At 72.0% G+C, this 22,608-nt stretch carries 24 protein-coding genes; 17 read left to right on the top strand and 7 right to left on the bottom strand.

Annotated elements, in window-relative coordinates; genetic code table 11:
* Positions 1 to 105: 105 nt before the first annotated feature.
* The 7 genes from AYX06_RS19770 to AYX06_RS10405 all read left to right on the top strand — a co-directional run bounded on the left by AYX06_RS19770 (position 106) and on the right by AYX06_RS10405 (position 5,787).
* Complete coding sequence (locus tag AYX06_RS19770) at positions 106 to 594, top strand: DUF6318 family protein (RefSeq protein WP_147017567.1); 489 nt, start codon at positions 106 to 108, stop codon at positions 592 to 594.
* Positions 595 to 1,084: 490 nt separating this feature from the next.
* Entirely contained in the window at positions 1,085 to 1,672 is a 588-nt protein-coding gene (locus tag AYX06_RS19290) for a PKD domain-containing protein (protein ID WP_232319287.1), read from the top strand.
* Between the two features lie 204 nt (positions 1,673 to 1,876).
* Complete coding sequence (locus AYX06_RS10425; RefSeq protein ID WP_062735713.1) at positions 1,877 to 2,266, top strand: hypothetical protein; 390 nt, start codon at positions 1,877 to 1,879, stop codon at positions 2,264 to 2,266.
* A gap of 26 nt (positions 2,267 to 2,292) precedes the next feature.
* Positions 2,293 to 3,651, top strand: a complete 1,359-nt coding sequence (locus AYX06_RS10420; protein ID WP_062735712.1) for a M4 family metallopeptidase — start codon at positions 2,293 to 2,295, stop codon at positions 3,649 to 3,651.
* 75 nt (positions 3,652 to 3,726) lie between these two features.
* The gene (locus tag AYX06_RS10415) at positions 3,727 to 4,059 is read left to right on the top strand and encodes a protealysin inhibitor emfourin (protein WP_147017569.1); all 333 of its coding nucleotides are present in this window, start codon (positions 3,727 to 3,729) and stop codon (positions 4,057 to 4,059) included.
* Between the two features lie 93 nt (positions 4,060 to 4,152).
* Entirely contained in the window at positions 4,153 to 5,022 is an 870-nt protein-coding gene (locus tag AYX06_RS10410) for a fructosamine kinase family protein (RefSeq protein ID WP_062735710.1), read from the top strand.
* Positions 5,023 to 5,364: 342 nt separating this feature from the next.
* The gene (locus tag AYX06_RS10405; protein ID WP_062735709.1) at positions 5,365 to 5,787 is read left to right on the top strand and encodes a VOC family protein; all 423 of its coding nucleotides are present in this window, start codon (positions 5,365 to 5,367) and stop codon (positions 5,785 to 5,787) included.
* A 33-nt stretch (positions 5,788 to 5,820) separates the two neighbouring features.
* On the opposite strand, the gene AYX06_RS10400 is transcribed toward AYX06_RS10405, so the two are convergent.
* Positions 5,821 to 6,345, bottom strand: coding sequence for a VOC family protein (locus AYX06_RS10400; protein WP_062735708.1), 525 nt, complete (start codon positions 6,343 to 6,345; stop codon positions 5,821 to 5,823).
* 80 nt (positions 6,346 to 6,425) lie between these two features.
* Here AYX06_RS10400 and AYX06_RS10395 point away from each other — a divergent pair, with 80 nt between their 5' ends.
* Positions 6,426 to 7,241, top strand: a complete 816-nt coding sequence (locus AYX06_RS10395) for an AraC family transcriptional regulator (protein WP_062735707.1) — start codon at positions 6,426 to 6,428, stop codon at positions 7,239 to 7,241.
* 137 nt (positions 7,242 to 7,378) lie between these two features.
* Positions 7,379 to 8,476, top strand: a complete 1,098-nt coding sequence (locus tag AYX06_RS10390; RefSeq protein WP_062735706.1) for an alkene reductase — start codon at positions 7,379 to 7,381, stop codon at positions 8,474 to 8,476.
* Between the two features lie 49 nt (positions 8,477 to 8,525).
* On the opposite strand, the gene AYX06_RS10385 is transcribed toward AYX06_RS10390, so the two are convergent.
* Entirely contained in the window at positions 8,526 to 9,224 is a 699-nt protein-coding gene (locus AYX06_RS10385) for a DUF998 domain-containing protein (protein ID WP_062735705.1), read from the bottom strand.
* 206 nt (positions 9,225 to 9,430) lie between these two features.
* On the opposite strand from AYX06_RS10385, the gene AYX06_RS10380 reads away from it, so the two are divergent.
* The 6 genes from AYX06_RS10380 to AYX06_RS10355 all read left to right on the top strand — a co-directional run bounded on the left by AYX06_RS10380 (position 9,431) and on the right by AYX06_RS10355 (position 14,261).
* The gene (locus tag AYX06_RS10380) at positions 9,431 to 10,129 is read left to right on the top strand and encodes a DUF998 domain-containing protein (protein ID WP_062735704.1); all 699 of its coding nucleotides are present in this window, start codon (positions 9,431 to 9,433) and stop codon (positions 10,127 to 10,129) included.
* A gap of 156 nt (positions 10,130 to 10,285) precedes the next feature.
* A complete protein-coding gene (locus AYX06_RS10375) occupies positions 10,286 to 12,151 on the top strand; it encodes an HNH endonuclease signature motif containing protein (RefSeq protein WP_062735703.1) in 1,866 nt (621 codons plus the stop codon).
* Positions 12,152 to 12,337: 186 nt separating this feature from the next.
* A complete protein-coding gene (locus AYX06_RS10370; RefSeq protein ID WP_222596074.1) occupies positions 12,338 to 12,589 on the top strand; it encodes a DUF3253 domain-containing protein in 252 nt (83 codons plus the stop codon).
* A 34-nt stretch (positions 12,590 to 12,623) separates the two neighbouring features.
* Positions 12,624 to 13,352 carry a hypothetical protein gene (locus AYX06_RS10365; protein ID WP_062735702.1) on the top strand — a complete coding sequence of 243 codons (729 nt, stop codon included), beginning with the start codon at positions 12,624 to 12,626 and terminating at the stop codon, positions 13,350 to 13,352.
* Between the two features lie 66 nt (positions 13,353 to 13,418).
* Entirely contained in the window at positions 13,419 to 13,877 is a 459-nt protein-coding gene (locus AYX06_RS10360; RefSeq protein WP_269148873.1) for a methylated-DNA--[protein]-cysteine S-methyltransferase, read from the top strand.
* 33 nt (positions 13,878 to 13,910) lie between these two features.
* Entirely contained in the window at positions 13,911 to 14,261 is a 351-nt protein-coding gene (locus AYX06_RS10355) for a cupin domain-containing protein (RefSeq protein ID WP_062735700.1), read from the top strand.
* A 57-nt stretch (positions 14,262 to 14,318) separates the two neighbouring features.
* Here the strand turns inward: AYX06_RS10355 and AYX06_RS10350 are convergent, their stop codons facing one another.
* Entirely contained in the window at positions 14,319 to 15,386 is a 1,068-nt protein-coding gene (locus tag AYX06_RS10350) for a spore photoproduct lyase family protein (protein ID WP_062735699.1), read from the bottom strand.
* 191 nt (positions 15,387 to 15,577) lie between these two features.
* Here AYX06_RS10350 and AYX06_RS10345 point away from each other — a divergent pair, with 191 nt between their 5' ends.
* Positions 15,578 to 17,077, top strand: coding sequence for an FAD-dependent oxidoreductase (locus AYX06_RS10345; protein ID WP_062735698.1), 1,500 nt, complete (start codon positions 15,578 to 15,580; stop codon positions 17,075 to 17,077).
* Between the two features lie 97 nt (positions 17,078 to 17,174).
* Here AYX06_RS10345 and AYX06_RS10340 read toward each other — a convergent pair whose 3' ends face one another.
* A complete protein-coding gene (locus tag AYX06_RS10340; RefSeq protein WP_017831777.1) occupies positions 17,175 to 17,396 on the bottom strand; it encodes a hypothetical protein in 222 nt (73 codons plus the stop codon).
* A 394-nt stretch (positions 17,397 to 17,790) separates the two neighbouring features.
* On the opposite strand from AYX06_RS10340, the gene AYX06_RS10335 reads away from it, so the two are divergent.
* Positions 17,791 to 18,699 carry a PIG-L deacetylase family protein gene (locus AYX06_RS10335; RefSeq protein WP_062735697.1) on the top strand — a complete coding sequence of 303 codons (909 nt, stop codon included), beginning with the start codon at positions 17,791 to 17,793 and terminating at the stop codon, positions 18,697 to 18,699.
* 234 nt (positions 18,700 to 18,933) lie between these two features.
* On the opposite strand, the gene AYX06_RS10330 is transcribed toward AYX06_RS10335, so the two are convergent.
* The 3 genes from AYX06_RS10330 to AYX06_RS10320 form a co-directional block, all read right to left on the bottom strand.
* Complete coding sequence (locus AYX06_RS10330) at positions 18,934 to 20,289, bottom strand: glucose-6-phosphate dehydrogenase (protein WP_062735696.1); 1,356 nt, start codon at positions 20,287 to 20,289, stop codon at positions 18,934 to 18,936.
* Positions 20,290 to 20,317: 28 nt separating this feature from the next.
* Positions 20,318 to 21,853, bottom strand: a complete 1,536-nt coding sequence (locus AYX06_RS10325) for an AMP-binding protein (protein ID WP_062735695.1) — start codon at positions 21,851 to 21,853, stop codon at positions 20,318 to 20,320.
* A 105-nt stretch (positions 21,854 to 21,958) separates the two neighbouring features.
* On the bottom strand, positions 21,959 to 22,411 hold the full coding sequence (locus tag AYX06_RS10320) for a MaoC family dehydratase (RefSeq protein ID WP_062735694.1): 453 nt from the start codon (positions 22,409 to 22,411) through the stop codon (positions 21,959 to 21,961).
* Positions 22,412 to 22,608 lie beyond the last annotated feature (197 nt).

Genomic DNA, 22,608 nt, shown 5'->3' with positions numbered 1-22,608 from the left:
TCGCCTTCCAGCCCGGCGTCGGCCGGTGTCCCGCTGGACGAGTCAGTCGGCGGTTCGCCGTCACCGTCAACGACTTCCAGCTCCGCCGACGCGTCCGCCGAGTACGTGCCGGCCTCGCTGGACGGGCCGGCGCAGAACGTGCCGAAGCCGGTCATGCCCGAGCTCGCGCGGGAGGAGTCCCGGGAAGGGGCGCAGGCGTTCCTCGACTACTGGTCCGACGCGATGTGGTACGCGTACCAGACCGGAGACACCTCGTATGCCCGGGATATCATCAGTGATTCCTGTGATGTTTGCAGCGATCAATTAGACCTACTAGAAGAAATCTATCAATCAGACGCCTGGGCAGTTGGTGGACGGGAGTCTGTAACAATCAAAGAGTCCACAATTACGTCTGGTCCAGATGGCGTCTATAAACCGGTCGTGTCCGGTGTTACGGAGGGTGCCAAGCTGATCGAAAACGGTCAAGTTTCACTAGATGTGCCGCCAGACAGTGGGGCGGGGGACCCGCATGTTATCTATATGGATTACGTGCAAGGAGAGTGGGTATACATATCGGCGGCTAATCTTCCTGGGGGGAACCATGCGGATACCTAGCATCTTATGCCTCGTATTGACGCTCCTGGCAATCCCTATGTCTCAATCACACGCACGAGCTACACCGAATCAGGAACAATCTATAAGCGATTCAGCCCAATCAAGAGGATTTGGGGGTTCTAGGGCTGGCCAACGAGGTGTTCCTGACTTTAGTCGTTCATCTGCTCGTGCTGTGGGAGATGAAGTACGTTTAGAGGCGGAATTTAAATCAGAGCCCGTCAAGCAGCATGTGCGATTGCCACCTAATAAGCCAGGCGGCTCAGCTTCAGTTGCCTACGACCCCGACGAAGATCCCGCCTTCCAGAAAGCGCTTCGCCAGTACCTGAGCGATCAGGGGATCGACCGGCCGTTCAACCCGGACACGATCGCGCAGTCGAAGTCGCAGACGTTCGGTCTGCAGAACCCGTGCACCAACCGGAGGGGCGCAGTCCTCGACGACTGTCTCGCCGAACGGGTCTGCACCACGGACGGGGGTGGTGAAGGCGTCTACATGAACGTCGTCGTGCGCCAGGGGGAGGGGCCGAGCACGCCGTGGGGAGAGCCCATGTGCGTGGCGGCCGCCGAGGCGGAGGGCGACGAGGAGATCGTGGAGCTGCCGACCTTCACCCTGCAGGACTTCAGGACGCTCGCCGTCGCACCTGCGGCCAGCGCGGTCCAGCCGGCGCCGGACACCTTGAAGGGCATGCACACCAACGTCTACGCGGAGGCCCAGGGCCAGCAGTTCGCGACCGAACTAGGTGGTTTTCCCGTGCAGGTGCGGGCCGTCCCGGTGCAGTACGCCTGGGACTACGGGGACGGCAGCACGCTCGGGCCCACCGAGCTCAGCGGTGCCCCTCTGGAGGAGGGAGCGTGGGACGTGCAGACCGACACGAGCCATGTCTCTACCGAGACCGGGGACTACACCGTCACGCTGACCACCTGGTTCTACGGCGAGTACTCCGTGGCGGGCGGGCCGTGGCTGCCCGTGGCCGGGTTGAACGACGTCGCGAGCGCGCCCGTCCCGATCAGCGTCTGGCGCTCCACGGTGCGCAACTACGCGGACGACTGCCTGCAGAATCCGCAGGGCGCCGGCTGCTGACCCGCGCGGCGGCTGTTGGGCCGTCCGACCCGAGTGGCACGATCGGTGCACAGCGGTTCCCGGCCCCGCCGACGAACCGGTGACCGGCCCCCGGACGGACGCCCGGGGGCCGCCACGGCGGAGCAGTGGTGCCACGGGTGGCGAGGTCCAGTGACCGGCAGCCGCTCCAGCACCCCTGTGCCGCAGGAGGAAAGGGGTGGGACGGTGGCGATCTCCGGTACCTGGGTGCTCCACTACAGCTGGGGCTGCACCGGGAACTACGGGCGGACGAGCTTCGACTTCCGGGCGGAGGGCACCTTCTCGGGCGGCGGCTTCTCCGGTTCCTGGCGGCAGCTGGACGGGACCCTGCTGCTCCGCTTCGCCGACGGGCCGGCCCAGTACGGCGGAACGGTGACCGGCCGTGTGGGCACGGGCGCCATGTCCACCTTCGACGGCTCGCTGAACGGCTGCTGGTACCTGATCGAGCAGGGCGCGGCCGGCTCCGCGGAGCCGTCGGACCGCGGAGCCGACCAGCCCGCCGACGTCGCCGGCCGCAGGGCCGAGCCCGGCGAGGCCGCACCCGCCGAGCTGGACGCCGCGGGAAACCGGATCTGATGCGCGAGCGTCGGGAGGAGAGCACCATGCAGCACGCACACGGGGCCATCTGCGGGGTCATTCCGCCGTTCGTGCACGAGCACATGGCCGAGCACGGCGACGAGCGGACCCGCAGGATCGCCCTGGCCGCCCTGTCCGTGGACACGACCGTCCGGGCCGAGCGGCTGATCACCGACCTGACCGCGGGCGGCGTCGTGGCGCGGGCGGCGGCCCACACGAGGCGCACGGTCCACACGGCCCGCAACACCGGCGAACTGCCGGGCACCCCGGTGCGCTCGGAGGGGGAGCCGCCCACCGGCGACCTCGCCGTCGACGAGGCGTACGACGGGCTGGGTGCCACGGTCGACCTGCTGCGGGAGGTCTTCGGGCGGCACTCGCTCGACGACGCCGGCATGCCGCTGCTCGCCACGGTCCACTACCGGGAGAGGTACAACAACGCGGCCTGGGACGGGCGGCAGATGATCTTCGGCGACGGGGACGGCCAGTACTTCAACCGCTTCACGGCCGCGGTGGACGTCATCGGCCACGAGCTGGGCCACGGTGTCACCACGCACGAGTCCGACCTCCTGTACATGCACCAGGCCGGGGCGCTCAACGAGCACTTCTCCGACGTCATCGGGGCCATGATCAAGCAGTACGTCGCAGTGCCCCGGCAGACCGCCGCGGAGGCGGACTGGGTGATCGGGGCCGGGCTGTTCACGAGCGCCGTCAACGGCGTCGGCCTGCGCTCGATGAAGGCCCCCGGAACGGCGTTCGACGACGCCGTGCTCGGCAAGGACCCCCAGCCGGACCACATGTCCCGCTTCGTGGAGACGCTCAGCGACAACGGCGGCGTGCACATCAACTCCGGCATCCCCAACCGGGCCTTCTACCTGGTGGCGACCGGGCTGGGCGGATACACCTGGGAGAAGGCCGGTCGCATCTGGTACGCCGCGATGCGGGACCTCGAGCTGCGGCGCCTGCGCCGGGTCGCCCGCTTCCAGGACTTCGCGCGGCTCACGATCAAGCACGCCGCCGCGCTGCACGGACCCGCCGAGCGGGCGGTGGTGGAGGACGCCTGGCAGCAGGTCGGCATCGCGGTGGAGATCGCACCCGCCGCGGAACCGGTCGCGGACGTGTGGGTGCTGCACTACAGCTGGGGCTGCACGGGTTCCTACGCACGAGCGACGTTGGCGTTCCACGAGGACGGCTCCTTCAGCGGTGATCTCGCGGGCAGGTGGCATCAGCAGGACGGCACGCTGCTGCTCAGCTTCGACGACGGTCCGGCCCAGTACGCGGGCACCCTGGCCGGTGACGCCGCCACCGGTGCCATGTCCACCTTCACGGGGGCGGACGGGTGCTGGCACCTGACCCGGCAGGGCGCCGCGAGTACACTCGGGAAGTGATCCGGCCCGGGCTCGTCGGCCCTCTGCGCGGAGGCGCCCGGACCATCCGCGTCCGAGGAAGGGACGGTGCCCGCCATGGCCAGAGTGCGGTACCACGTGGAAGGCGGCATCGCATACTTCCCCGGTCTGGTCGCGGAGCGGTCCTTCGAGACGGAAGCCCTGCCCCCGGCCCGGCGCGAGGAGCTGCTCGGTCTCTTCGACACCGTCTGCACGCACCGGCTGTCGTCGGCCGACCCGACGATCCCGGAGGGCGCGGCCGACCAGCAGACCTACGTCATCGAGATCCAGGAGGACTCCGGGGTGCGACGCCTCGTGGTGGGCGAGTTCGACGAGGATCCGGTGGCCCGGGAGCTCCTGGAGCGGCTGCGCGACTGCGCCGACCAGTGCGAGGCCGGCGGCGAGCAGTGAGGCAGGTCCGGACGCTCCGGTTCGACAGCGTGTGCACCGCCTCCGGGCACCACTGCTGCGCCGTGCGGCCGAGCATGCAGTAGAACGGGAGGCATGACCTCCCCGGACCTGCCCCCTGCCCTCATCGACGGCCTCGGCGTCCGCCGCGCCCGCCCGCTCGGCGGCGGTGACACCGCCGCCGCGTTCCGCCTCGAGACGACCCGCGGCCCCCTGTTCGCCAAGACGATGGCGGACCCGCCCGCCGGGATGATGGCCGTGGAGGTCGCCGGGCTGCAGGCCCTGCGCGAGCACGCACCGGAGTCCCTCGGGGTGCCGGAGGTGGTGCGCTGGACGGAGGACGGCATCGTCCTCGAGTGGATCGAGGAGTCCGCCGGCCCCCGCCGGCCCGGGACCGAGGAGGCCTTCGGGCGGGGGCTGGCGGACCTGCACCGCGTCCAGGGACCGGCCTTCGGCGCGCTGGCCCCGGAGCTGCCCGGTCGGATCGGCTCCTTCGAGGTGGACCTGTCCCCGACGCAGGACTGGGCGGAGTTCCTGCTCGAGCGGCGGATCCGGCCGCTGATGCAGGACGCGGTCGCGTCCGGCCGGATCGACCCGCGTGCCGCGGACCTCCTGGAGGAGCTCGCGCCGCGGGCCCGCGAGCTCGCCGGGCCCGACGGGCCGCCGACGCTCGTGCACGGCGACCTCTGGGCCGGCAACCGGCTCGTGGACGCCGAGGGACGGAACTGGCTGATCGACCCGTCGGCGTACTGGGGGCACCGGGAGGTCGACATCGCGATGATGCTGCTCTTCGGCGGCTTCGGCGAGGAGTGCCTGGCCGCCTACCACGCGCAGCACCCGCTCGCCCCGGGCTGGGAGGACCGGGTGCCGTGGTACCAGCTGCCCCCGCTGCTGGTGCACGCCGTGCGGTTCGGCGGTGGGTACGGGGACGCGACGACGAGGGCGCTGCTGCGGCTGCGGGGCTGAGCCGCGGCGCGGCGGGGAACTCGTGACGTCCCGCTTCAGGTGCGCTTCAGCCCGTGGTGGTTGTCTGGGTCCTGCGGGGTTCCCCCGGGACACCAGGGAGTGCTGGTGGTCGCCGGGCGCGGGCTGGAGGGCCGGCGGCCGGTGATGCGTCCCGGACACCGGGTCCCGTGCGCGGTGCTGAGGAGTCCGCGCACGGGATCCGGACCCGGTGCCCAGCGGGAGGGCTCGGCGACCCTCGCCCCGGAGCGAGGGGCCCCGTAGAGTGCGAGTCCTGGCCCCGGGCGATGTTGCCCGAGGTGCACGCCCGTCCGGAGCACGACCCGCACGACACAGGAGAACACTGTGCCCATCAACGCCTCCGACTACGCCCACGTCCGCCTCACGGTCACCGACATCGATCGTTCCCGCGCCTTCTATGACGCCGTGTTCGGCTTCGAGACGGCCTTCGAGGCACCTCCCTCCGATGCCGACCAGCAGACCAGGGAGCAGCTGTCCTTCCTGTTCGGCGGCGTCATCTACAAGTTCGGCGGGGGCCTGCTGGGGCTGCGCCCGGTGGCTCCCGGGGCGGACCGCTACGACGAGGACCGGGTGGGTCTGGACCACCTGTGCTTCACTGTGGCGTCCAGGACCGAGCTGGAGGACGCGGTCGTCGTACTGGAGGGCCTGGGGGTCGCTCACCACGGGATCAAGGACATCGGGGTGGGCCACATCCTGGAGTTCCGCGACCCGGACAACATCGCCCTGGAGCTCTTCGTCCCGGCCTGAGCACGGTGTGCCCGGGGCCGGCGGACGCCGGGTTCACTCCTGGCCGAAGGACGCCGCCCACTCGGCCACGCGGGCGCTGCTCTCCTCGTCCGAGAGGTCCTCGACCCGCGTCATGATCGACCAGCGGATGCCGAACGGGTCGCGGATGCTGCCGTACCGGTCCCCCGAGACGAACGCGCTGACGGGTTCGCGCACCGTGGCGCCGGCCGCGACGGCGCGCGCCACCACGTCGTCGACGTCCGGGACGTAGAGGCCCAACGAGTAGCACGCGTCGTCGCCGCCCGGCGGCGGGACGAGGTGGAAGCCGGGATTCACCTCGCCGAGCTGGAGGCGACCGTTGCCGAGGTCCAGCGTCGCGTGCACCACCACGGGCGTCCCGTCCGGGCCGGGCATGTCGGTGCGGTCGACGAGGACGGCCCCGAAGACGCGGGTGCAGAAGTCGATCGCCGCGGCGGCGTCCACCACGGCGAGGAACGGGGTGAGGGACGTGAAACCGTGCGGAGTGCCGTCGGTCGTGTGCGCCCCGGTGACGCCGCGGACGCTCTGTTCTGTGCTCATGCCGCGAGCCTAGGACGCGGGTCCGGCGCGGTCTTGAAGATTCCCGACATCCGAGAAGGAGCGGTGGCTACGCTCGGGTCATGAGCGAGCCGCCCACCACGCGGGGCCACCTCACCCCGGGACCGCACGCCACGGTGACGCGCCTTCCCGCGCCCGACGACGTCGTCCACCTCGTCCGGCAGCTGTGGATCCCCGAGTGGAACCTGCCGGCGGGGGAACGCGTCGAGCAGCTGGTGCTGGGCTATCCGGCGAGCAACGTGGTGGTCGAACCCGAGGGTGTGGCGCTGCACGGGCCCACGACCCGCGCGTCCACCCGGGTGCTGACCGGGCAGGGCTGGGCGGTCGGCGCGCTGCTGCGCCCGGCGGGGGTCCTGCTGTTCACGGAGCGCCCGGCCGGTCTGCTCGACGGGTCGGTGCCGCTCGAGGCGCCGGGACTGCACCGCGCCGTGGCGGAGTCGATGGCCGGAGCCGTCCCCGGCCGGGACGCCGCCGCCCGGCGGGAGCGCGCCGCGGCGCTGCTCGTGGACCACGTCCGCGCCCGGGCGGCGGGACTGCCCTCGGCGACCGCGCGGGACGGCGTCCTGGCCAACCGGCTGGTGGAGCTGGTCGAGTCGGGCACCGGGGCGCGGAGCCCGGGCGCTCTGGCGCGGGAGCTGCACGTGTCCGTGCGCTCGCTGCAACGGCTCGCGGCCCGGTTCGTGGGGATGCCGCCGCAGCTGCTGCTGCGCCGTCGTCGGCTCCAGGAGGCCGCCGAACGGATGCGCGCGGACCCGGACACGGACCTGGGGATGCTCGCCGCGGAGCTCGGTTTCGCGGACCAGGCCCATCTCACCCGGGAGTTCCGCTCGGTCCTGGGCGCCACCCCGCGCGGCTACGGCCGCTCGCGCGCGGGGTAGGACGTGTCCGCGGCGCCGCGCCCTGCCGGGGCCCGGCCCTGACGGCGGGCCCCCACCGGGAATGTGAGGGAGGAGACACCGGAGGCGAAAATATCTGGGCCTCCGATCCCGTTGACACGGCAAGAAGCAGTTCCCTGATGAAAGGTTCCCCTGTGCCGAAGTCCTCCCTGACCACCCCGCTCGATCTCGGTTCCCTGCGGCTGCCGAACCGTCTCGTCATGGCGCCGCTGACCCGGATGCGCTCCGGCCGCGACGGCGTCCCCGGCGAGCTCAACGTGGAGCACTACACCCAGCGCGCCTCGATGGGCCTCATCGTCACCGAGGGCACCTACCCCGACGTGGTCGGGCAGGGCTTCGCCTTCCAGCCCGGCATCCAGACCCCCGAGCAGGTCGAGGGCTGGCGGCGCGTGGCCGACAGCGTGCACGCCGCCGACGGGCGGATCTTCATGCAGGTCATGCACGCCGGCCGGGTCTCCCACCCGGACCTCAACGGCGGCGCCCAGCCGGTCGCGCCCAGCGCGGTCGCCATCGATGGCGAGATCCACACCTACCGCGGCAAGTCCGCGCTGCCCGTGCCGCACGCCCTGACCACCGAGGAGCTGCCCGGCGTGGTCGACTCCTTCGTGCGGGCGGCCCGCAACGCGGTCGAGGCGGGGCTGGACGGCGTGGAGCTCCACGGCGCCAACGGCTACCTGCTGCACGAGTTCCTCGCCCCGGGCGCCAACCAGCGCACCGACGAGTACGGTGGCACCCCCGAGAACCGTGCGCGCTTCGTGCTCGAGGTGGTCCGTGCCGTGGTCGACGAGATCGGCGCGGAGCGGGTCGGCCTGCGGATCTCCCCGGAGCACAACATCCAGGACGCCTGGGAGCTCGAGCACGAGGACGTCGTGGCCACCTACACCGCTCTGGTGACCGGCCTGGCCGACCTGGGCCTGGCCTACCTCTCGGTCCTGCACCGTGAGCCCGAGGGCGAGCTGGTGCAGGGGCTGCGCCGCGCCTTCGGCGGGGTGTTCCTCGCCAACAGCGGCTTCGGGACCCCCACCAGCCGTGAGGAGGGTGTCCGGCTGCTCGAGGAGGACGTGGCGGACGGCGTCGTCGTCGGCCGTCCCGCGATCGCCAACCCCGATCTGGCCCGCCGGTGGGCCGAGGGCCTCGCCGAGAACGTGCCGAACCCGCGGACCTTCTATTCCCAGGGCGCCGAGGGCTACACCGACTACCCGTTCGCGGAGGCCTGAGCCGGCCGCGGCGCCGGCTCTGTGACGGGCCGGTGCCGCCGCGGCGCTCTCACCCGGTGACGTAGGGCGTGCCCCCGGACCTGTTCCCAGCACCGGGCGAGCGCCACAGGGCGACGGCGAGTACGGCCGTCCACAGCAGGAACGCGCCGATGCTGATCCGCTCCCCGACCCCCAGCACCAGGGACGGCCCGCGCGGGGCAGCGGCGAACGCCCCCGCCCCCATGGCCACCGACGTGATCAGCGACGCGATGCAGTATCCTCGCAGCCGGCCGTGGAGCCCCGCCGCAGCGGAGCCCATGGCCCCGAGCATCAGGACCAGCTGCGCGTTCGTGACGACCACGTGCATCGGCACCGAGGCGTCGTCGTCGAGCTCCAACGGGAAGAAGCCGGCCACGATGTTGGACACGCCGTAGCCGGCCAGCATCCCCCCGGAGACGCGCAGAGCCCGCTGGGTGCCCGCCGAGGCCCACACGCCCGCCCCGAAGGCGACCGTCAGCGCCGTGTAGGCCTTCATCAGGTCGTTGAGCACGGGACGCGCCGGGGAGCCGACGGCGAAGAGGTCACTGACCATCCGCTGCGCGCGGTGGTAGTGGTCCCACCGAGCGGCGCCGACCACATCGGTGGCGATCACGTACAGGGCCGAGGACAGAGGGCCGGCGGCCAGCAGCGCCTTGCGCACCACGTTCCAGCGGGCGGCGCCGGCGGTGCGGGCAGCGGTGACCTGCCGGCGGCTCGGTGGCGTGCGCACTTCGTGTCCTCGTCCTTCCCGGCTCCGCCGGGGCGCACGGAAGAACGCCCCGTGCCGGCCACCGTAGGCCGCTGCAGGTGGGGATCGGTCATGGGGCCACAAAGATTGCGTTGCCGTCCTGTCACCGTCGTGGTCCCGTCTCCTGTCGCTCCCTAGCCTGGGAGCAGAGCGCTGCCGGTGCTGGACCGCTGTGCGGGGGAGGCGTGATGGCCGTGCACCACACCCGCTCGTCGCTGGGCCGGCGCCGCGGTACGGCTCCGGGCCCACCGACGACCGGTGACAAGCTGCTGCTCGCCTGCGGGCCGCTCTCGGGACTCGTCTACGTCCTGTGGCACGAGGCCGCCGCCCTGCGGTGGGAGGGCTACAGCCGCATCGCCGACGCCATCAGCGAGCTGCATCTGACCGGCGCCCCGTCGAAGCCGGTGCTGGACCCGTGGGAGGGCATCGTCTACAACGTGCTGGTCATCGCCTTCGGGATCGGTGTGTGGCGATCGGCGGGGGACCGGTGGGTGCTGCGCGTGGTCGGTGCCCTGCAGGTCGTCGCGGGCTCGACAGCCCCGCTGTGGGCGCTGTTCGGAGAGGCCGGCCTGGCCGCCCACTTGGCCCTGGCCATGGTGGGCATCCTGGCCTGGGCCGGGTCGATGGGCTTCGGTGCGGCGGCCTTCGTACGAGGGTTCCGCGTCTTCTCATGGGTGTGTCTGGCGACCGTGATCATGTTCAACGCCCTGGCCCTGTCGTACGCACCCGACGTCGCTGCCGGGGAACCGACGCCCTTCATCGGCCTGGACGAGCGCATCGCCTTCAGCGCCTACTTCCTGTGGCAGGCCGTTCTGGCGGGGCGCCTGTGGCACGAGCGCCGCGCGGAGCCGCGCGTCCGGTCAGCACCGAGGCGTTCCCCCGGCTGATCGGAACAGGCGTTGCTCCGGCCGGATGTCAGCGTCGCCCTCCAGCACCTCGTGCGTGCGGTGCCGTCCCGCCGATGTGCGGCATCTCCTCCGGCCGAGGCACCCGCTCGCCGGTGGCACCTCTTAGGCTGTCCGAGCCGCCTGGGACCATGAGACATGACCATCACCGCCGCCCGGCAGCGGAGCCTGGAGGACGCTCTCCGCGAGGAGACGGACCTGGCCGAGATCGGCCGGGAGTTCTCCGAGGGCGTGCAGGAACTGGTCGAGGAATCCCGTGCCGAGGCCCGTGCGGCGGGGCGCCAGTTCCGGCTGATCCACCGTCTGTGGCAGCTGCAGGAGGAGGCCCGGGAGCAGCGCTGGGCCGTCGAGGTGCACTGGATGCCCGCGGCGGCGGATCGGCTCGGTCCGCACTCGCTCGAGCCCGAGGAGCAGACGCTTCGGGACGTGGCCGATGAGATCGGTCCGGCCCTGCGCCTGCCGGCGGGCACCGCGCTGCGCCGGGTCGAGGACGCTGTGCTGCTCGGGGAGTCGTTGCCCGCCGTGCTCGAGGCCCTCGAGCACGGCGTCGTGGGAGTCCGGCAGACGGGCGTGATCGTCGAGCTGTGGCGGGAGCTCGTGATCGATGCCGCCGACGGCCCGGCCGAGCTGCGGGCGCCGGTCGAGGCCGTCGGACGGATTGCCGACGAGCTGTTGGACCGAGCGCCGAACGCCACCGTCGCCCAGCTGCGCGCTCTGGCACGCCGGCGCAGGGCCGGCCTGCTCCGGGAGACCGAGGAGCAGCGCCACCGGCTGGCGCGCCGCAACAGGCGCGTGTGGGTCGAGCCTCGGGACGACGGCATGGCGCAGCTGTGCGCCCTGCTCGACGCCGCCACCGCCCATGCCATCCAGGACCGCATCGAGACGCTGGCCCACGGCTCGCACTCCGTGCCGTCGCAGGGTTCCCCAATCCCGGGCTCCGCACTTCAGGAGTTCCCGCCGCGGGAATGCTCGTCGCGGGACGTTCTGCCGCAGGGTTCCGATGCCGCGGAATGGGCGTCGCCCGAGGCCGGTGAGGGCGTGCCGCCCCGGCGCACCCTGCCCCAGGTACGGGCGGACGTGCTGGCGGATCTCCTGCTGGACGGTGAGCCGGCGGACCTGCCGGAGCATCTGCGGGGGATCCGCGGGCACGTGACGGTGACGGTACCGGTGCTGTCCCTCCCCCCCGGCGCCCTCGCCGATCGGCTCCCCGGGGCCGGGAAGGACGGGGGCGGGCTCGCCGGCGCTGAGAACGAGTCCGGTCGGCGTGCCGGGACCGGCGCGGGTGGGATCGCCGGCGCCAGGAACTTCTCCGATCAGTACACCGAGGCCAGGAAGGGCGCGGAGCAGCGCACCGGCGCTGGACATGTCGCCGAAGTGCTCACCGGCAACGGGGAGATGGCCGACGTGCTCGCCGGCGCCACCGGTTGCGCCGAGCTGGAGGGCTACGGGCCCGTTCCGGTGGGCATGGTGGAGCGCATCGCAGCCCGGGCGCCGTCCTGGTCCCGGATCCTGACCTGTCCCGTCACAGGCACGGTGCTGGATCGGGACCGCACCACCTATGCCGTTCCGGCGGACCTGAAGCACCGGCTGCGGGCCCGGGACGGCACCTGTCGCTTCCCGGGATGCCGGAGGCGGGCAGCGCGCTGCGACCTCGACCACACGGTGGCCTGGGCCGACGGCGGCCGGACCGCGGCGGACAACCTCGCCCATCTGTGCCGCCACCACCATCTGGTCAAGCACCGGAAGGGGCCGCTGGGGCGATGGCGGGTGGAGCACGTGGGCCGGGGATCTTCGGACCTCGAGCGCCCGGACCCCGATCTCAGTGCGGCCGAGAGGTCGGGGCCTCTGGACCAGCGTGGTGTGCTGGAGTGGACCTCTCCCGCCGGACAGGTACACCGGACGTATCCCCAGGAGTACCGGGGCCCGGCCCCGGCCGGCGGACCGCAGCTCGCGACCCGGCCTGGTCCGCGATTCTCCGTCGCCGATGACCGGCCACCGTTCTGAACAAGGCCGGGCCCCACACGAGGTCGGGTCCCACACGAAGTTCGGCCCACACGAGGCCGGGTCCCACATGAAGTCCGGCCCCACCCGTTGATCGGCCCCACAGAGGGGCCGGACCGATACCATGACCTGTCCCACAGAGCGGCCGGGCCGATACGATGACCTGTCCCACAGGGAGAGGATCCGCACGTGACCACCCCGTCGCCCGCCGAGATGCGCTCGGTGCTGCTCGATCTGGTGCGCCGTCGCGGCGCGGACAAGACCGTCTGCCCCTCCGAGGCGGCCCGGGTCCTGGCCCCCGTCGGCTGGCGGGACCTGATGGAGGACGTGCGCCAGGAGGCGTACCGGCTGGCCGACGACGGGCTCGTGGAGATCACCCAGCAGGGCCGCGTGGTCGACGGTCGGTCGGCTCGCGGACCGATCCGCCTCCGTCTCCGCTGACCACCTGGTCTCTCACCACGGGTACCGTGTGCCCATGACGACCGCCCCCATCAGTGCTCTGCTCGGTTCCGCACTCCGCGTTCCGTTCGTCCTGCTCAAGCAGTTCCGGCCGCAACGGCCCATCCACTCCGAAGGCGTCGGACTCGAGGGCGTCCTGACCCGCACCGGCGGCGGGTCCAGTGGCATCCGCTGGATCGACGAGGCCGGCGAGGACCCCGTGCGGGCCCGCTTCTCCCGCTCCGCCGGCTTCCCGCACGGGTGGCCCGACATCCTGGGCCTCGCCCTGCGCTGCCCGGTGCCACCCTCCGGCCAGATCGACGGCCGCAGCGACGGCCGCGCCGACATCCTTCTCGCCACCGCCGGCAGCGGGCGGCTCTCCCGGTTCGCGCCGACCCTCCACCGGTACGTCCCGGAGAGCCCGTTCACGTCCTTCATGCCCTACCTCGGCCTGAACGGCCCGGTTCTGCTGGCCGCGCACCCCGAGCCCCGTGCGGGGCAGCTTGCTGCTCGCCCCGACCTGTTCCGGGCCTCCGTCGCGGCCGAGCCATGGCGCCTCAGCCTGTCCTGGGCCACCCCTCTCGGCCCGTGGCGCCGCTTCGCCACCGTGGAGCTTTCGCCGGGCGTGCCGTTCGGGGACGACGAGCGCTTCGACCCTCTGCTCAACGTCCCCGCGGGCGCCGAGAACTACGACTGGACCTGCCGCCTGCGGGAACCGTCCTACAGCCTCGCCCGCCAGCCACGAGAGCAGCTGCGCCCGACATAGAATTGCGCCATGGGACTGAGACTGAGCCCGGCATCTTCTGCCTCGACGACCCGCCGCCATGCCCTGGTGGAGTCACCCATCGGCCCGCTGGCTCTCGTCGAGGAGGACGGCGCGCTTGCGGCACTGTCCGTCGAGGGGGCGCGACAGGGACCCGTCCCGGACTCCTTCGGTGCCCGGGACGACGACGTGCTGCCGCACGTCCGCGAACAGCTGGACGCCTACTTCGCCGGCCGGCTCCAGGAGTTCGACGCCGACGTCGTGCTCCACGGCACCCCCTTCCAGGTGCGGGTGTGGAACGCCCTCGCGCAGGTCCCGTACGGGACGACCGGCACCTACGGACAGCTCGCCCGCACGATCGGCGCACCCAGGGCGGCCCAGGCGGTGGGTGCGGCGAACGGCCGCAATCCCGTCAGCCTGCTCGTCCCCTGCCACCGGATCATCGGCGCCAACGGCCGGCTCACCGGCTACGCCGGAGGCATGGCACGCAAGGAATACCTGCTGCGCCTCGAGGGCGCTCTGCTCTGACCACGCCCGGCCGCCGTCCCACCAGGAGGACCCATGCCCCGCCTCGACGACCTTGTCGGCACCAACCTGGCGAAGGCCCGCGCGGCCGGCAGCGGGCGCAGCACGGAACTGGTGGTCCACGACGGCGTCCTGCGCCAGACGGTCATGGCGCTGTGCGCCGGCCGGGAGCTCGCTGAGCACGTGGCTCCACCGGCCGCGACACTTCAGCTGCTGCGCGGCCGGATCCGGGTGCTCAAGCGCGGCCAGCTCGCCGAGGAGCTCAGTCCCGGGGACCTGCTGTCCCTCACCGACTCGCGGCACTCCGTGGAGGCCCTGGAGGACTCGGTGTTCCTGCTGACCACGGTCTCCCGGCCCTCGGACGGCTACGACCCCCGGGTCGCCTGACGCCGGGTCGTCTGGCGCCGGGGCGCTCCCCGGCGCCATGAGCCCGGTCCGCGCCGCTCAGAACGCGTAGCGGACCTCGCAGTACGGCAGCCTGTGGTGCAGCAGGTCGAGGAACTGCTCCAGGTAGCGCTGTTTGTCCCGGAACCGATAGCGCACGTTCAGCGCCCCGTTCTGTGACCGTTTCGCCTCCTGGAGGTCCGGGCGCCACAGCACCTCCTCGGCCTTGGGGTGCCACTGCGTGTTGACCTCGTGCAGCTGGGCGTTGTGGGTCAGGAAGATGACCTCCGCGGCGAGCTGCTCCTTGGCCGCCGCGCCCAGACCGGCATCGAGCTGGTCGAAGAGCTCGGCCCAGTCCTCCAGCCAGGTGTCCGTGACGATCACCGGGGAGAAGTTCACGTGCACCTCGTACCCGGCCGCCACGAAGTCGTCGATCGCCGCGATCCGTTCGGGCACGGGGGTCGTGCGGATGTCCGTGAGCTTGGCCAGACGCTCCGGCATCAGCGAGAACCGCACCCGGGTGCGCCCCTGCGGGTCCCAGTCCAGCAGCTCGCGGTTCACGTACTTCGTGGCGAAGGAGGCCTTCGCCGTGGGGTGGCCGCGGAAGAGGTCCACGAGGTCGTGCACGTTGTCGCTGAACAGCGCGTCCGCCGAGCAGTCGCTGTTCTCTCCCAGGTCGTAGACCCACGCGGCCGGATCGCACTGGTTGGGCTCCGGCTTCACACCCTGGCGGCGGATGTGCCGGTCGAGGTATCCGCTGATCTGCTCGATGTTGGCGAAGACCGTCACCGGGTTGCTGTACCCCTTGCGACGGGGCACGTAGCAGTAGGCGCAGGCCATGGCGCACCCGTTGGCCGTGGACGGCGCGATGAAGTCCGCCGACCGGCCGTTGGGCCGGGCCGCCAGCGACTTCTTCACGCCCAGGACCAGCGCCTCGCGCTTGATCCGCACCCACCGCCGCACGTTGGTCTCGTCCCCGTGCAGCTCCGGGATCTGCCAGTGGCTGGGGACCTCCACCAGGGTGGCGTCCGGCCACCGCTCGAGCACTTCCCGGCCGCGGGGCAGCTCGGCCGCCGCCGGTTCGTAGTAGATGCGGGTGATGTCGACCAGTGACGGATCCGGGGGCATGCCGCCGAGTCTAGGGACCCCCTCCGACAGTGGACTTACCACTCCGGGGCGGACAGGATGGCACCATGACCGCCCGCGAGAACGGCCGTGCCGTCCGCGCGGCCTCTTCACGGGTGCCGCGCCGACCGGGGCCGGCCACTCCGCGCGGCGCCCCGTCCGCCGACCCGCACCGACCACGAGGGAGCAACCCCATGAAATCCGTATGGCTCGACACGTACGAGGTGCCGTCCGCGGCGTCGGACCAGTTCGTCCCCGGCGCGCACTACGACACCGTTGTCGCCGGTGCCGGGCTGACGGGACTGACCACCGCGGTCCTGCTGGCCCGTGCGGGTCAGCGCGTCGCCGTCCTCGAGGCACGCTCCGTGGGCGCCGTGACCACGGGCAACACCACGGCCAAGCTGTCCCTGCTGCAGGGCACCACGCTCTCCCAGATCCGACGGCACCAGTCCGACGAGGTGCTCCGCGCCTACGTGGAGGGCAATCGGGAGGGCCAGTCCTGGCTGGTCCGCTATCTCGAGGAGCGCGGCGTCCCCTTCCAGCGCCGGGCCGCCTACACCTACGCCACGACGTCGCAGGGCGCCGCGCAGCTCCGCAAGGAGCTCGAAGCCGCCCGTGCGGCGGACCTGCACGTGAACTGGACCAGCGACACCGGCCTGCCCTACAAGGTCTCGGGGGCGATCACGCTGCCGGACCAGATCCAGTTCCACCCCATGGAGGTGCTCGGCGCCCTCGTCGCCGAGCTGCGGGAGCGCGGCGGCACGCTCGTGGAGGGCGTCCGGATCACGGGCGCGGGACTCCGGTCGCCCCTGACGGTGCGCACCTCGGAGGGCTCGGTCCGGGCCGACCGGCTCGTGCTCGCCACCGGCATCCCGGTCCTGGACCGCGGCGCGTACTTCGCGAAGGTCTCCCCGAACCGGTCCTACGCCCTGACCTACCGGGTCCCGGGCGCGCCGGGGTCGATCCCGGAGGGCATGTACATCACCGCGGACAGCCCCACCCGCACGCTGCGCACCGTGCCGATCGACGGCCAGGAGCTGCTGCTCGTGGGCGGCAACGACCACGTGGTGGGACGTTCCGCCTCTCCGCAGGCGGCGGTGGACGACCTCGAGGAGTGGACCCAGCGGCACTTCCCCGGCGCCGAGCGCACCCACGCGTGGGCTGCTCAGGACTACGAGTCGATCAACGTCGTCCCGTTCATCGGCGCCCTGCCGCGCGGTGGCGGCAACATCTACCTGGCCACGGGCTACAACAAGTGGGGGATGAGCAACGCCGTCGCCGCTTCGATCGCCCTCAGCAGCGAGATCCTCGGCGGGAACGTCCCGTGGGCGCAGACCTTGGGCCGGCGGACGACCTCGCCGTCGGACGTGCTCACCGCCCTGAAGTTCAACGCGAGCGTGGGCTTCAACGCCCCGAAGGACTGGCTCAAGGCCGAGCTGAAGGAACTGCCCGCGGAGGCGCCGGCGGAGGGGGCCGGCGTCGTCGGCCGTGAGCGCGGGCGGCCCGTGGCCGTGTCCACGGTCGACGGGACGACCTGCCGGATCTCCGGGGTGTGCACCCACCTCGGTGGCGTGCTGCGCTGGAACGACGCCGAGCGGTCCTGGGACTGCCCGCTGCACGGCTCCCGCTTCGCCGCCGACGGCGCGCTGCTGGAGGGCCCCGCGGTCAAGGACCTCCCGCGGATCGACGGCTGACTCCACCCCGCGGACACGACGACGGCCCCCACCTCGCTCGGTGGGGGCCGTCGGTGCTCCTGCAGGACGCGGGCCTTGTGCCGCGCCGGGAGAGGAACTACTTCTTGGAGGAGGTCTCCTCGAGCTTCAGCGCGACGCCGATCGCGAAGAAGGTCGGCGTCCACTCGCCCACGAACAGGCCCCACCGGTCGGCCTGCGGCTTGGACTTGCTCTTGCCGAGGCTGGCCGCCCAGGACAGGACGGACAGGCCGATGGACGCAAAGCCTGCCGCATAGGCGTGCTCGCTGCGGACACCAAGGTTCTGGATCGTGCTGATCATGGAAATACCTCTTTCCTGTGGTGGTCACCATCGTGGGTGAGCTCGTCGAGCCGTGTTCGCCCAGTCTCACACGAAACAGGTGAATAGGAAAGCAGGCTGACGATAAAAGTGGGCGGTCCCCGCGGACGGCCGGGGGAAAGCACCTGCGGGCCGGCCCGAATTGCTCGCACCGGGAGGACCGGCCCCTCATGTCGCGGTTGTGGACAGTTTTGGGGTCCCGGAAAGCGCTGTTAGCTGATGCAAAAGTGTGTTTCCTCATGCAAACTGATCGGTACCCGACGCACCGGTCACCACCGTCGTCGGGTGGACGCCGAACCGGTCGGGGGGCCGGTGGCGTCGACGGCCCGGGCGCGACGGAGTGCCCGGGTCGCGCTGATGATTTCTGGGGGGAAACATGCTGCCATCCGTCGTGGGCGCTCTGCTGAGTGCCGTCGTCCTCGCATACGTGCTGCCGGACGCGAACTACAAGCGCCACAAGCGTTTCATCGTCGGTGCCAGGGGGCTGCGCCGGTCGATCGTCATCGTCTACTCGGTGCTGCTGGCACTGAACCTGTGGTGCTCCACGGTCATGCCCGTGACGCTGGTCTGCGACGCGATCGCGGTCTCGACGCTGGTCGCCACCGGTGTCTTCGGCTTCGCCATCGCCGAGCGGCGGATTCCGGCGGCCACCGTGGTGCAGCGCCGCCGGGTGCTGGCCGTGGGCGCCCACCCCGACGACCTCGAGCTGGCCTGCGGGGCGACCCTGGCCAAGCTGGTCGACACCGGCCACGAGGTCCGCGGCCTGGTGATGAGCTCCGGGGAGGTCGGCGGCAATGCGGGCCTGCGCCCGGCCGAGGCCCAGCGCGGGGCCTCGTTCCTCGGGCTGTCGGGGCTGCGGGTGCACGACTTCCCGGACACCAAGCTGGAGACGGTGACCAACGAGCTGGTGCGCGCGATCGAGGCCGCGATCAACGAGTTCCAGCCCGATGTGATCTTCACCCACTCGGCCCACGACCAGCACCAGGACCACTACGCGGTGCACCAGGCCACCCTGCGCGCCGCGCGGGCCCACCACTCGATCCTGTGCTTCGAGTCCCCCTCGGTGACCCGCGACTTCGACCCGTCGGTGTTCGTGGACATCGACGGCTACGTGGACGTCAAGGTCGAGGCCGTGCTCTCCCACCGGGACCAGGCCGGCAAGCCGTACATGACCCCGGGGCGGGTGCGGGGCATGGCCGCCTTCCGCGGCGCCCAGGCGAAGAACACCAACGCCGAGGCCTTCGAGCCGGTCCGCCTGCTCGGCTCCGCCATCGGCGACCTGTGAGCGGTGGCCGAGTTCCGGACAGGGGTTCAGCCATCGGATGCCCGCAGCAGCCACGACCGGGCGGAGGCCCGGGAATCATGCAGATGCCCGCGGTGGCCGGTGCCGGGCAGGCCCTGTGACCAGGCGAACACCCGCGGCGGCGGGTTCCGGGCAGGGGGCCGGGCCCCGGACGGTCGTCTCCGGCCACCGGCCCGGTGACCGGAGCCCCCGGCGGTGAGCTCCGGGCCGGCGCGCTCAGACCGGCCCGGAGCTGCCGGCGGGGTAGTCGAGCAACGGCACGCGGCCGTCCTCGAAGGCGGCCAGCACCTCGTCGACGATCCGCCAGCCCTGCTCCGCCGCGTCCCCGCGGACACTGAAGGTGTGGTCGCCCTCGAGGATGCCGCGCAGCACGCTGCCGTAGGCCGTCAGGCCCGGCCGGGCCATCCCCGAGGAGAGCGTCACCCGCGTCATCCCACGGGAGTCGAAGGGCCCGCCCACGTTCAGTTCCAGGGACAGCTGCTCCTCCTCGAGACCCATGCGCAGCACGTTCGGGGCGACGTCCCCGGAGCGGGGCAGCTGCTCGTAGTCGTGCGGCGGGCGGCGGAACGTGATGGCGATCTCCTGGCGCGGGTTGCCCACGGCCTTGCCCGAGCGCAGGGTGACCGGCACGCCGTTCCAGCGCCAGGTGTCGACCTCGAGGACGACCTGGGCGAACGTCTCCGTGCCGCGGCTCGGGTCCACCCCCTCCTCGGCCGTGTAGTCGGGCAGCTCCCGGCCGTCCACGGTGCCCGCCGTGTATCGGCCGCGGACCGCGGCCCGGGCGGGGTCGCCCCGCCAGGGCTTCGCGGCCCGCAGCACGTGGCTGGTCAGCGTGGGGATCTCCACCTGGTCGAAGGAGGACGGCGGCTCCATCATGACCAGGGCCATCACCTGCAGCAGGTGGGACTGGACCATGTCCCGCAGCGCCCCCGTGGAGTCGTAGAACCCCGCGCGTCCCTCCAGGCCCAGGGTCTCGTCGAACACGATCTCGACGGACTCCACGTGCTCCCTGCTCATCAGCGGCTCCAGCAGCCGGTTGGCGAAGCGCAGCCCCACGAAGTTGAGCACCGCCGGCATGCCCAGGAAGTGGTCCACCCGGAAGGTGCGCTCCTCGGGCACGAGCCGGCCCACGAGACGGTTCAGCTCCCGAGCGGTCTCCGTGTCGGAGCCGATCGGCTTCTCCAGGGCGAGCACCAGGTCGTCCGGCAGATCCATCCCGGCCATCACCTCGCAGGCCCGTGCGGTGACGGCCGGCGGCAGGGCGAAGTACAGGCAGACCGGGCCCTCCGCGTCGTCGAGCAGGCCGGCGAGGTCCCCGGCGTCGGTGACGTCACCCGCCACGTAGAGGGCCGTCTCCCGGGTGTGCGCGGCGGCGGGCCCGGAGGCGCCGACGGCGTCGAAGGCCTCCGCCACCACCCGCTCCCACCCGTCCGCGGGTTCGCGCGAGGAGCCGACGACGTCGATCCGCAGCTCCGGCTGCGAGCTGAGCAGCGTGCCCAGCCCCGGCAGGAGCAGACGGGAGGTGAGGTCGCCGGTCGCGCCGAGAATGATCAGGGTCCTGATGGGCGTCATACCAGCACGCTACCCCGGTGCCGAGGGGTCACCCCTCCGCGGCCACGTCCGCGGCCAGGTCCCGCTTGCGGATCTTGCCCGTGGCCGTCTTCGGCAGCTCGGCGAGGACGACGACCTCCCGGGGATACTTGTAGGCGGCCAGCGAGCGCCGGGCGTGCGCCACGATCTCCTCCGCGCTGACCGCCGTGCCGGGGCGGGGGCTGACGACCGCGACGATCTCCTGCCCGTGCCGGGGATGGGGCCGGCCGACCACGGCCACCTCGGACACCGCGGGATGCGTGGCGATCACCTCCTCGACCTCTCGGGGGTAGACGTTGTACCCGCCGCGGATGATGAGCTCCTTCTTGCGGTCCACCACGAAGACGAAGCCGTCCTCGTCCATCCAGCCCAGGTCCCCGGTGTGCAGCCACCCGTCCCGCAGGGCCGCCGCCGTGGCCTCGGGGTCCCCGTGGTAGCCCTTCATGATCGTGGGTCCTCTGAAGAGCAGCTCGCCGACGTGCTCGGGGCCGGGCGGCAGGACGGTGCCCTCGTCGTCGACCACGCGGCACTGCGTGCCCCACAGGGGCCTGCCGATGGAGAGCACCTTGCGCTCCTCCCGCGAGACGTTGACCGAGACGGAGCTCGTGGACTCGGACAGCCCGTAGCCCTCCAGGACCGTGGCGTTCGGGAACTCGGTCTCGAAGCGGCGCAGGACCTCGCCCGGCAGGGCGGCGCCCCCGGAGGTCACCCGTTCCACGCTGGAGAGGTCCCGGCCCGCGGTGCCCGCCTCCAGCATCGCGATCAGCATGGTGGGGACGGCGGAGAACCGCACCACCCGGTGCCGCTCGATCAGGTCCATCGCCGCCACGGGGTCGAACCGCGGCAGCAGGACCAGCGTCACCCCGAAGCGCACCCCGATGTTGAGCACGCTGGTGAGCCCGTACACGTGGAAGAACGGCAGGACCGCCAGCACCGTGCCGTCCGGGTCCACCGGCACGCGCTCCGCCGAGGCCGTCGAGTTCATGTAGATCCCGAAGTGGGTCAGCTCCGCGCCCTTGGGGGCGCCGGTCGTCCCGCTCGTGAAGATGATCACCGCCGTGTCGTCGGCCGCGGTCGCCGCGGCGTCCACGGACGGGCGGCGGTCGAGCAGCTCGGCGAAGTCGCGGGTGCCCTCCGGGCGGGAGCCCGTACCGGTGTCCACGACGTACACGGCGACGTCCCCGGCCCCGCGGGCACCGGCGAGGGCCTCGGCGGCCACCGCGTTCGTGGTCACCAGCAGCTCGCAGTCCGCGGTGCGCAGCTGGTGGGCGACCTCGCGGGCCGTGAGCAGCGGGTTCATGGGGACCATGACGCACCCCGCCCGGGTGATCCCGAAGTACGCGAAGAGGAACTGCGGGACGTTGGGCAGCTGGACCCCGACCGCCGTGCCCGGCGCGAGCCCGAGGGCGCGCAGGTTCGCGGCCACGAGGTCGGCGGCCGCGTCCACCTCACTGAAGCTCCAGCTGCGCCGCCCGAGCACCACGCACGCCTTCTCGGGGGTGGCCATCGCGGTCTCGCGCAGCATCACGGACACGTTGAAGCTCATCGGGTGCTCCTGACGTCGGTCGAGGAATCGGTCATGGATGCGGTGCTGGAGCCGGTCGGGGCGTTCGGCTCCGCGGTCGCGGCCGGGCGGGCGCCGCTCGGCCCGTCACGGGCGCAGCAGCGAGACGATCTCGGCCACGCAGGCGGGCCGGTCGGAGTCCTCGACCTCCACCGTGACCCGTACGGTGGCCCGGGCGCCCTGCGGGCCGCGCTCGAGGCCGAGCAGCTCGGCGCCCGCGCGGACCCGGCAGCCCACGGGCACCGGGCGGGGGAAGCGGACCTTGTCGGAGCCGTAGTTGACCACCATGGACAGGCCCTCCACCCGGTAGATCTCACGCAGGAACGCGGGCACCAGCGAGAGGGTGAGGAAGCCGTGCGCGATCGGCCCGCCGAAGGGCCCGGACCGGGCCCGCTCCGGGTCGGTGTGGATCCACTGGTGGTCGTCGGTGGCGTCGGCGAAGAGGTCCACCTGCTCCTGCGTGACGGTCCGCCACGCGCTGTGGCCCAGGTGTGTGCCGAGCGCCGCGGCGTACTCGTCGATCCCGGTGTAGGTCTGCATCTGCTCTTTCCTGTTCTGTGGATCGGCTGCTGTCCGGACGAGTTGCCGTCCGGGCGGCCTGCTGGCCGGACGGCCTGCGGCCGGTGCCGCTGCGGTCGGGTCCGGAGGTGGCGGGGACTGCCCCGGCCGGGAACCTGGTGCCGTCGCCGGCCGGTGTGGAAAGCCGGCCGGGGGTGGGAAGCCGGCCGGGCCGGACA

Source organism: Kocuria turfanensis, from assembly GCF_001580365.1.
Lineage (GTDB): Bacteria > Actinomycetota > Actinomycetes > Actinomycetales > Micrococcaceae > Kocuria > Kocuria turfanensis.
This window is presented reverse-complemented; position numbering and strand designations above follow the sequence as displayed.

Excerpts from the sequence above, each read along its gene's own strand:
- AYX06_RS10375 (WP_062735703.1), top strand. The coding sequence starts at position 10,286 with ATGACCATCACCGCCGCCCGGCAGCGGAGCCTGGAGGACGCTCTCCGC.
- AYX06_RS10325 (WP_062735695.1), bottom strand. The coding sequence starts at position 21,853 with ATGAGCTTCAACGTGTCCGTGATGCTGCGCGAGACCGCGATGGCCACC.
- AYX06_RS10355 (WP_062735700.1), top strand. The coding sequence starts at position 13,911 with ATGCCCCGCCTCGACGACCTTGTCGGCACCAACCTGGCGAAGGCCCGC.
- AYX06_RS10330 (WP_062735696.1), bottom strand. The coding sequence starts at position 20,289 with ATGACGCCCATCAGGACCCTGATCATTCTCGGCGCGACCGGCGACCTC.
- AYX06_RS10420 (WP_062735712.1), top strand. The coding sequence starts at position 2,293 with ATGCAGCACGCACACGGGGCCATCTGCGGGGTCATTCCGCCGTTCGTG.
- AYX06_RS10345 (WP_062735698.1), top strand. The coding sequence starts at position 15,578 with ATGAAATCCGTATGGCTCGACACGTACGAGGTGCCGTCCGCGGCGTCG.
- AYX06_RS10340 (WP_017831777.1), bottom strand. The coding sequence starts at position 17,396 with ATGATCAGCACGATCCAGAACCTTGGTGTCCGCAGCGAGCACGCCTAT.
- AYX06_RS19290 (WP_232319287.1), top strand. The coding sequence starts at position 1,085 with ATGAACGTCGTCGTGCGCCAGGGGGAGGGGCCGAGCACGCCGTGGGGA.
- AYX06_RS10380 (WP_062735704.1), top strand. The coding sequence starts at position 9,431 with ATGGCCGTGCACCACACCCGCTCGTCGCTGGGCCGGCGCCGCGGTACG.
- AYX06_RS10415 (WP_147017569.1), top strand. The coding sequence starts at position 3,727 with ATGGCCAGAGTGCGGTACCACGTGGAAGGCGGCATCGCATACTTCCCC.
- AYX06_RS10365 (WP_062735702.1), top strand. The coding sequence starts at position 12,624 with ATGACGACCGCCCCCATCAGTGCTCTGCTCGGTTCCGCACTCCGCGTT.
- AYX06_RS10395 (WP_062735707.1), top strand. The coding sequence starts at position 6,426 with ATGAGCGAGCCGCCCACCACGCGGGGCCACCTCACCCCGGGACCGCAC.
- AYX06_RS10320 (WP_062735694.1), bottom strand. The coding sequence starts at position 22,411 with ATGCAGACCTACACCGGGATCGACGAGTACGCCGCGGCGCTCGGCACA.
- AYX06_RS10410 (WP_062735710.1), top strand. The coding sequence starts at position 4,153 with ATGACCTCCCCGGACCTGCCCCCTGCCCTCATCGACGGCCTCGGCGTC.
- AYX06_RS10390 (WP_062735706.1), top strand. The coding sequence starts at position 7,379 with ATGAAAGGTTCCCCTGTGCCGAAGTCCTCCCTGACCACCCCGCTCGAT.
- AYX06_RS10335 (WP_062735697.1), top strand. The coding sequence starts at position 17,791 with ATGCTGCCATCCGTCGTGGGCGCTCTGCTGAGTGCCGTCGTCCTCGCA.
- AYX06_RS10350 (WP_062735699.1), bottom strand. The coding sequence starts at position 15,386 with ATGCCCCCGGATCCGTCACTGGTCGACATCACCCGCATCTACTACGAA.
- AYX06_RS10400 (WP_062735708.1), bottom strand. The coding sequence starts at position 6,345 with ATGAGCACAGAACAGAGCGTCCGCGGCGTCACCGGGGCGCACACGACC.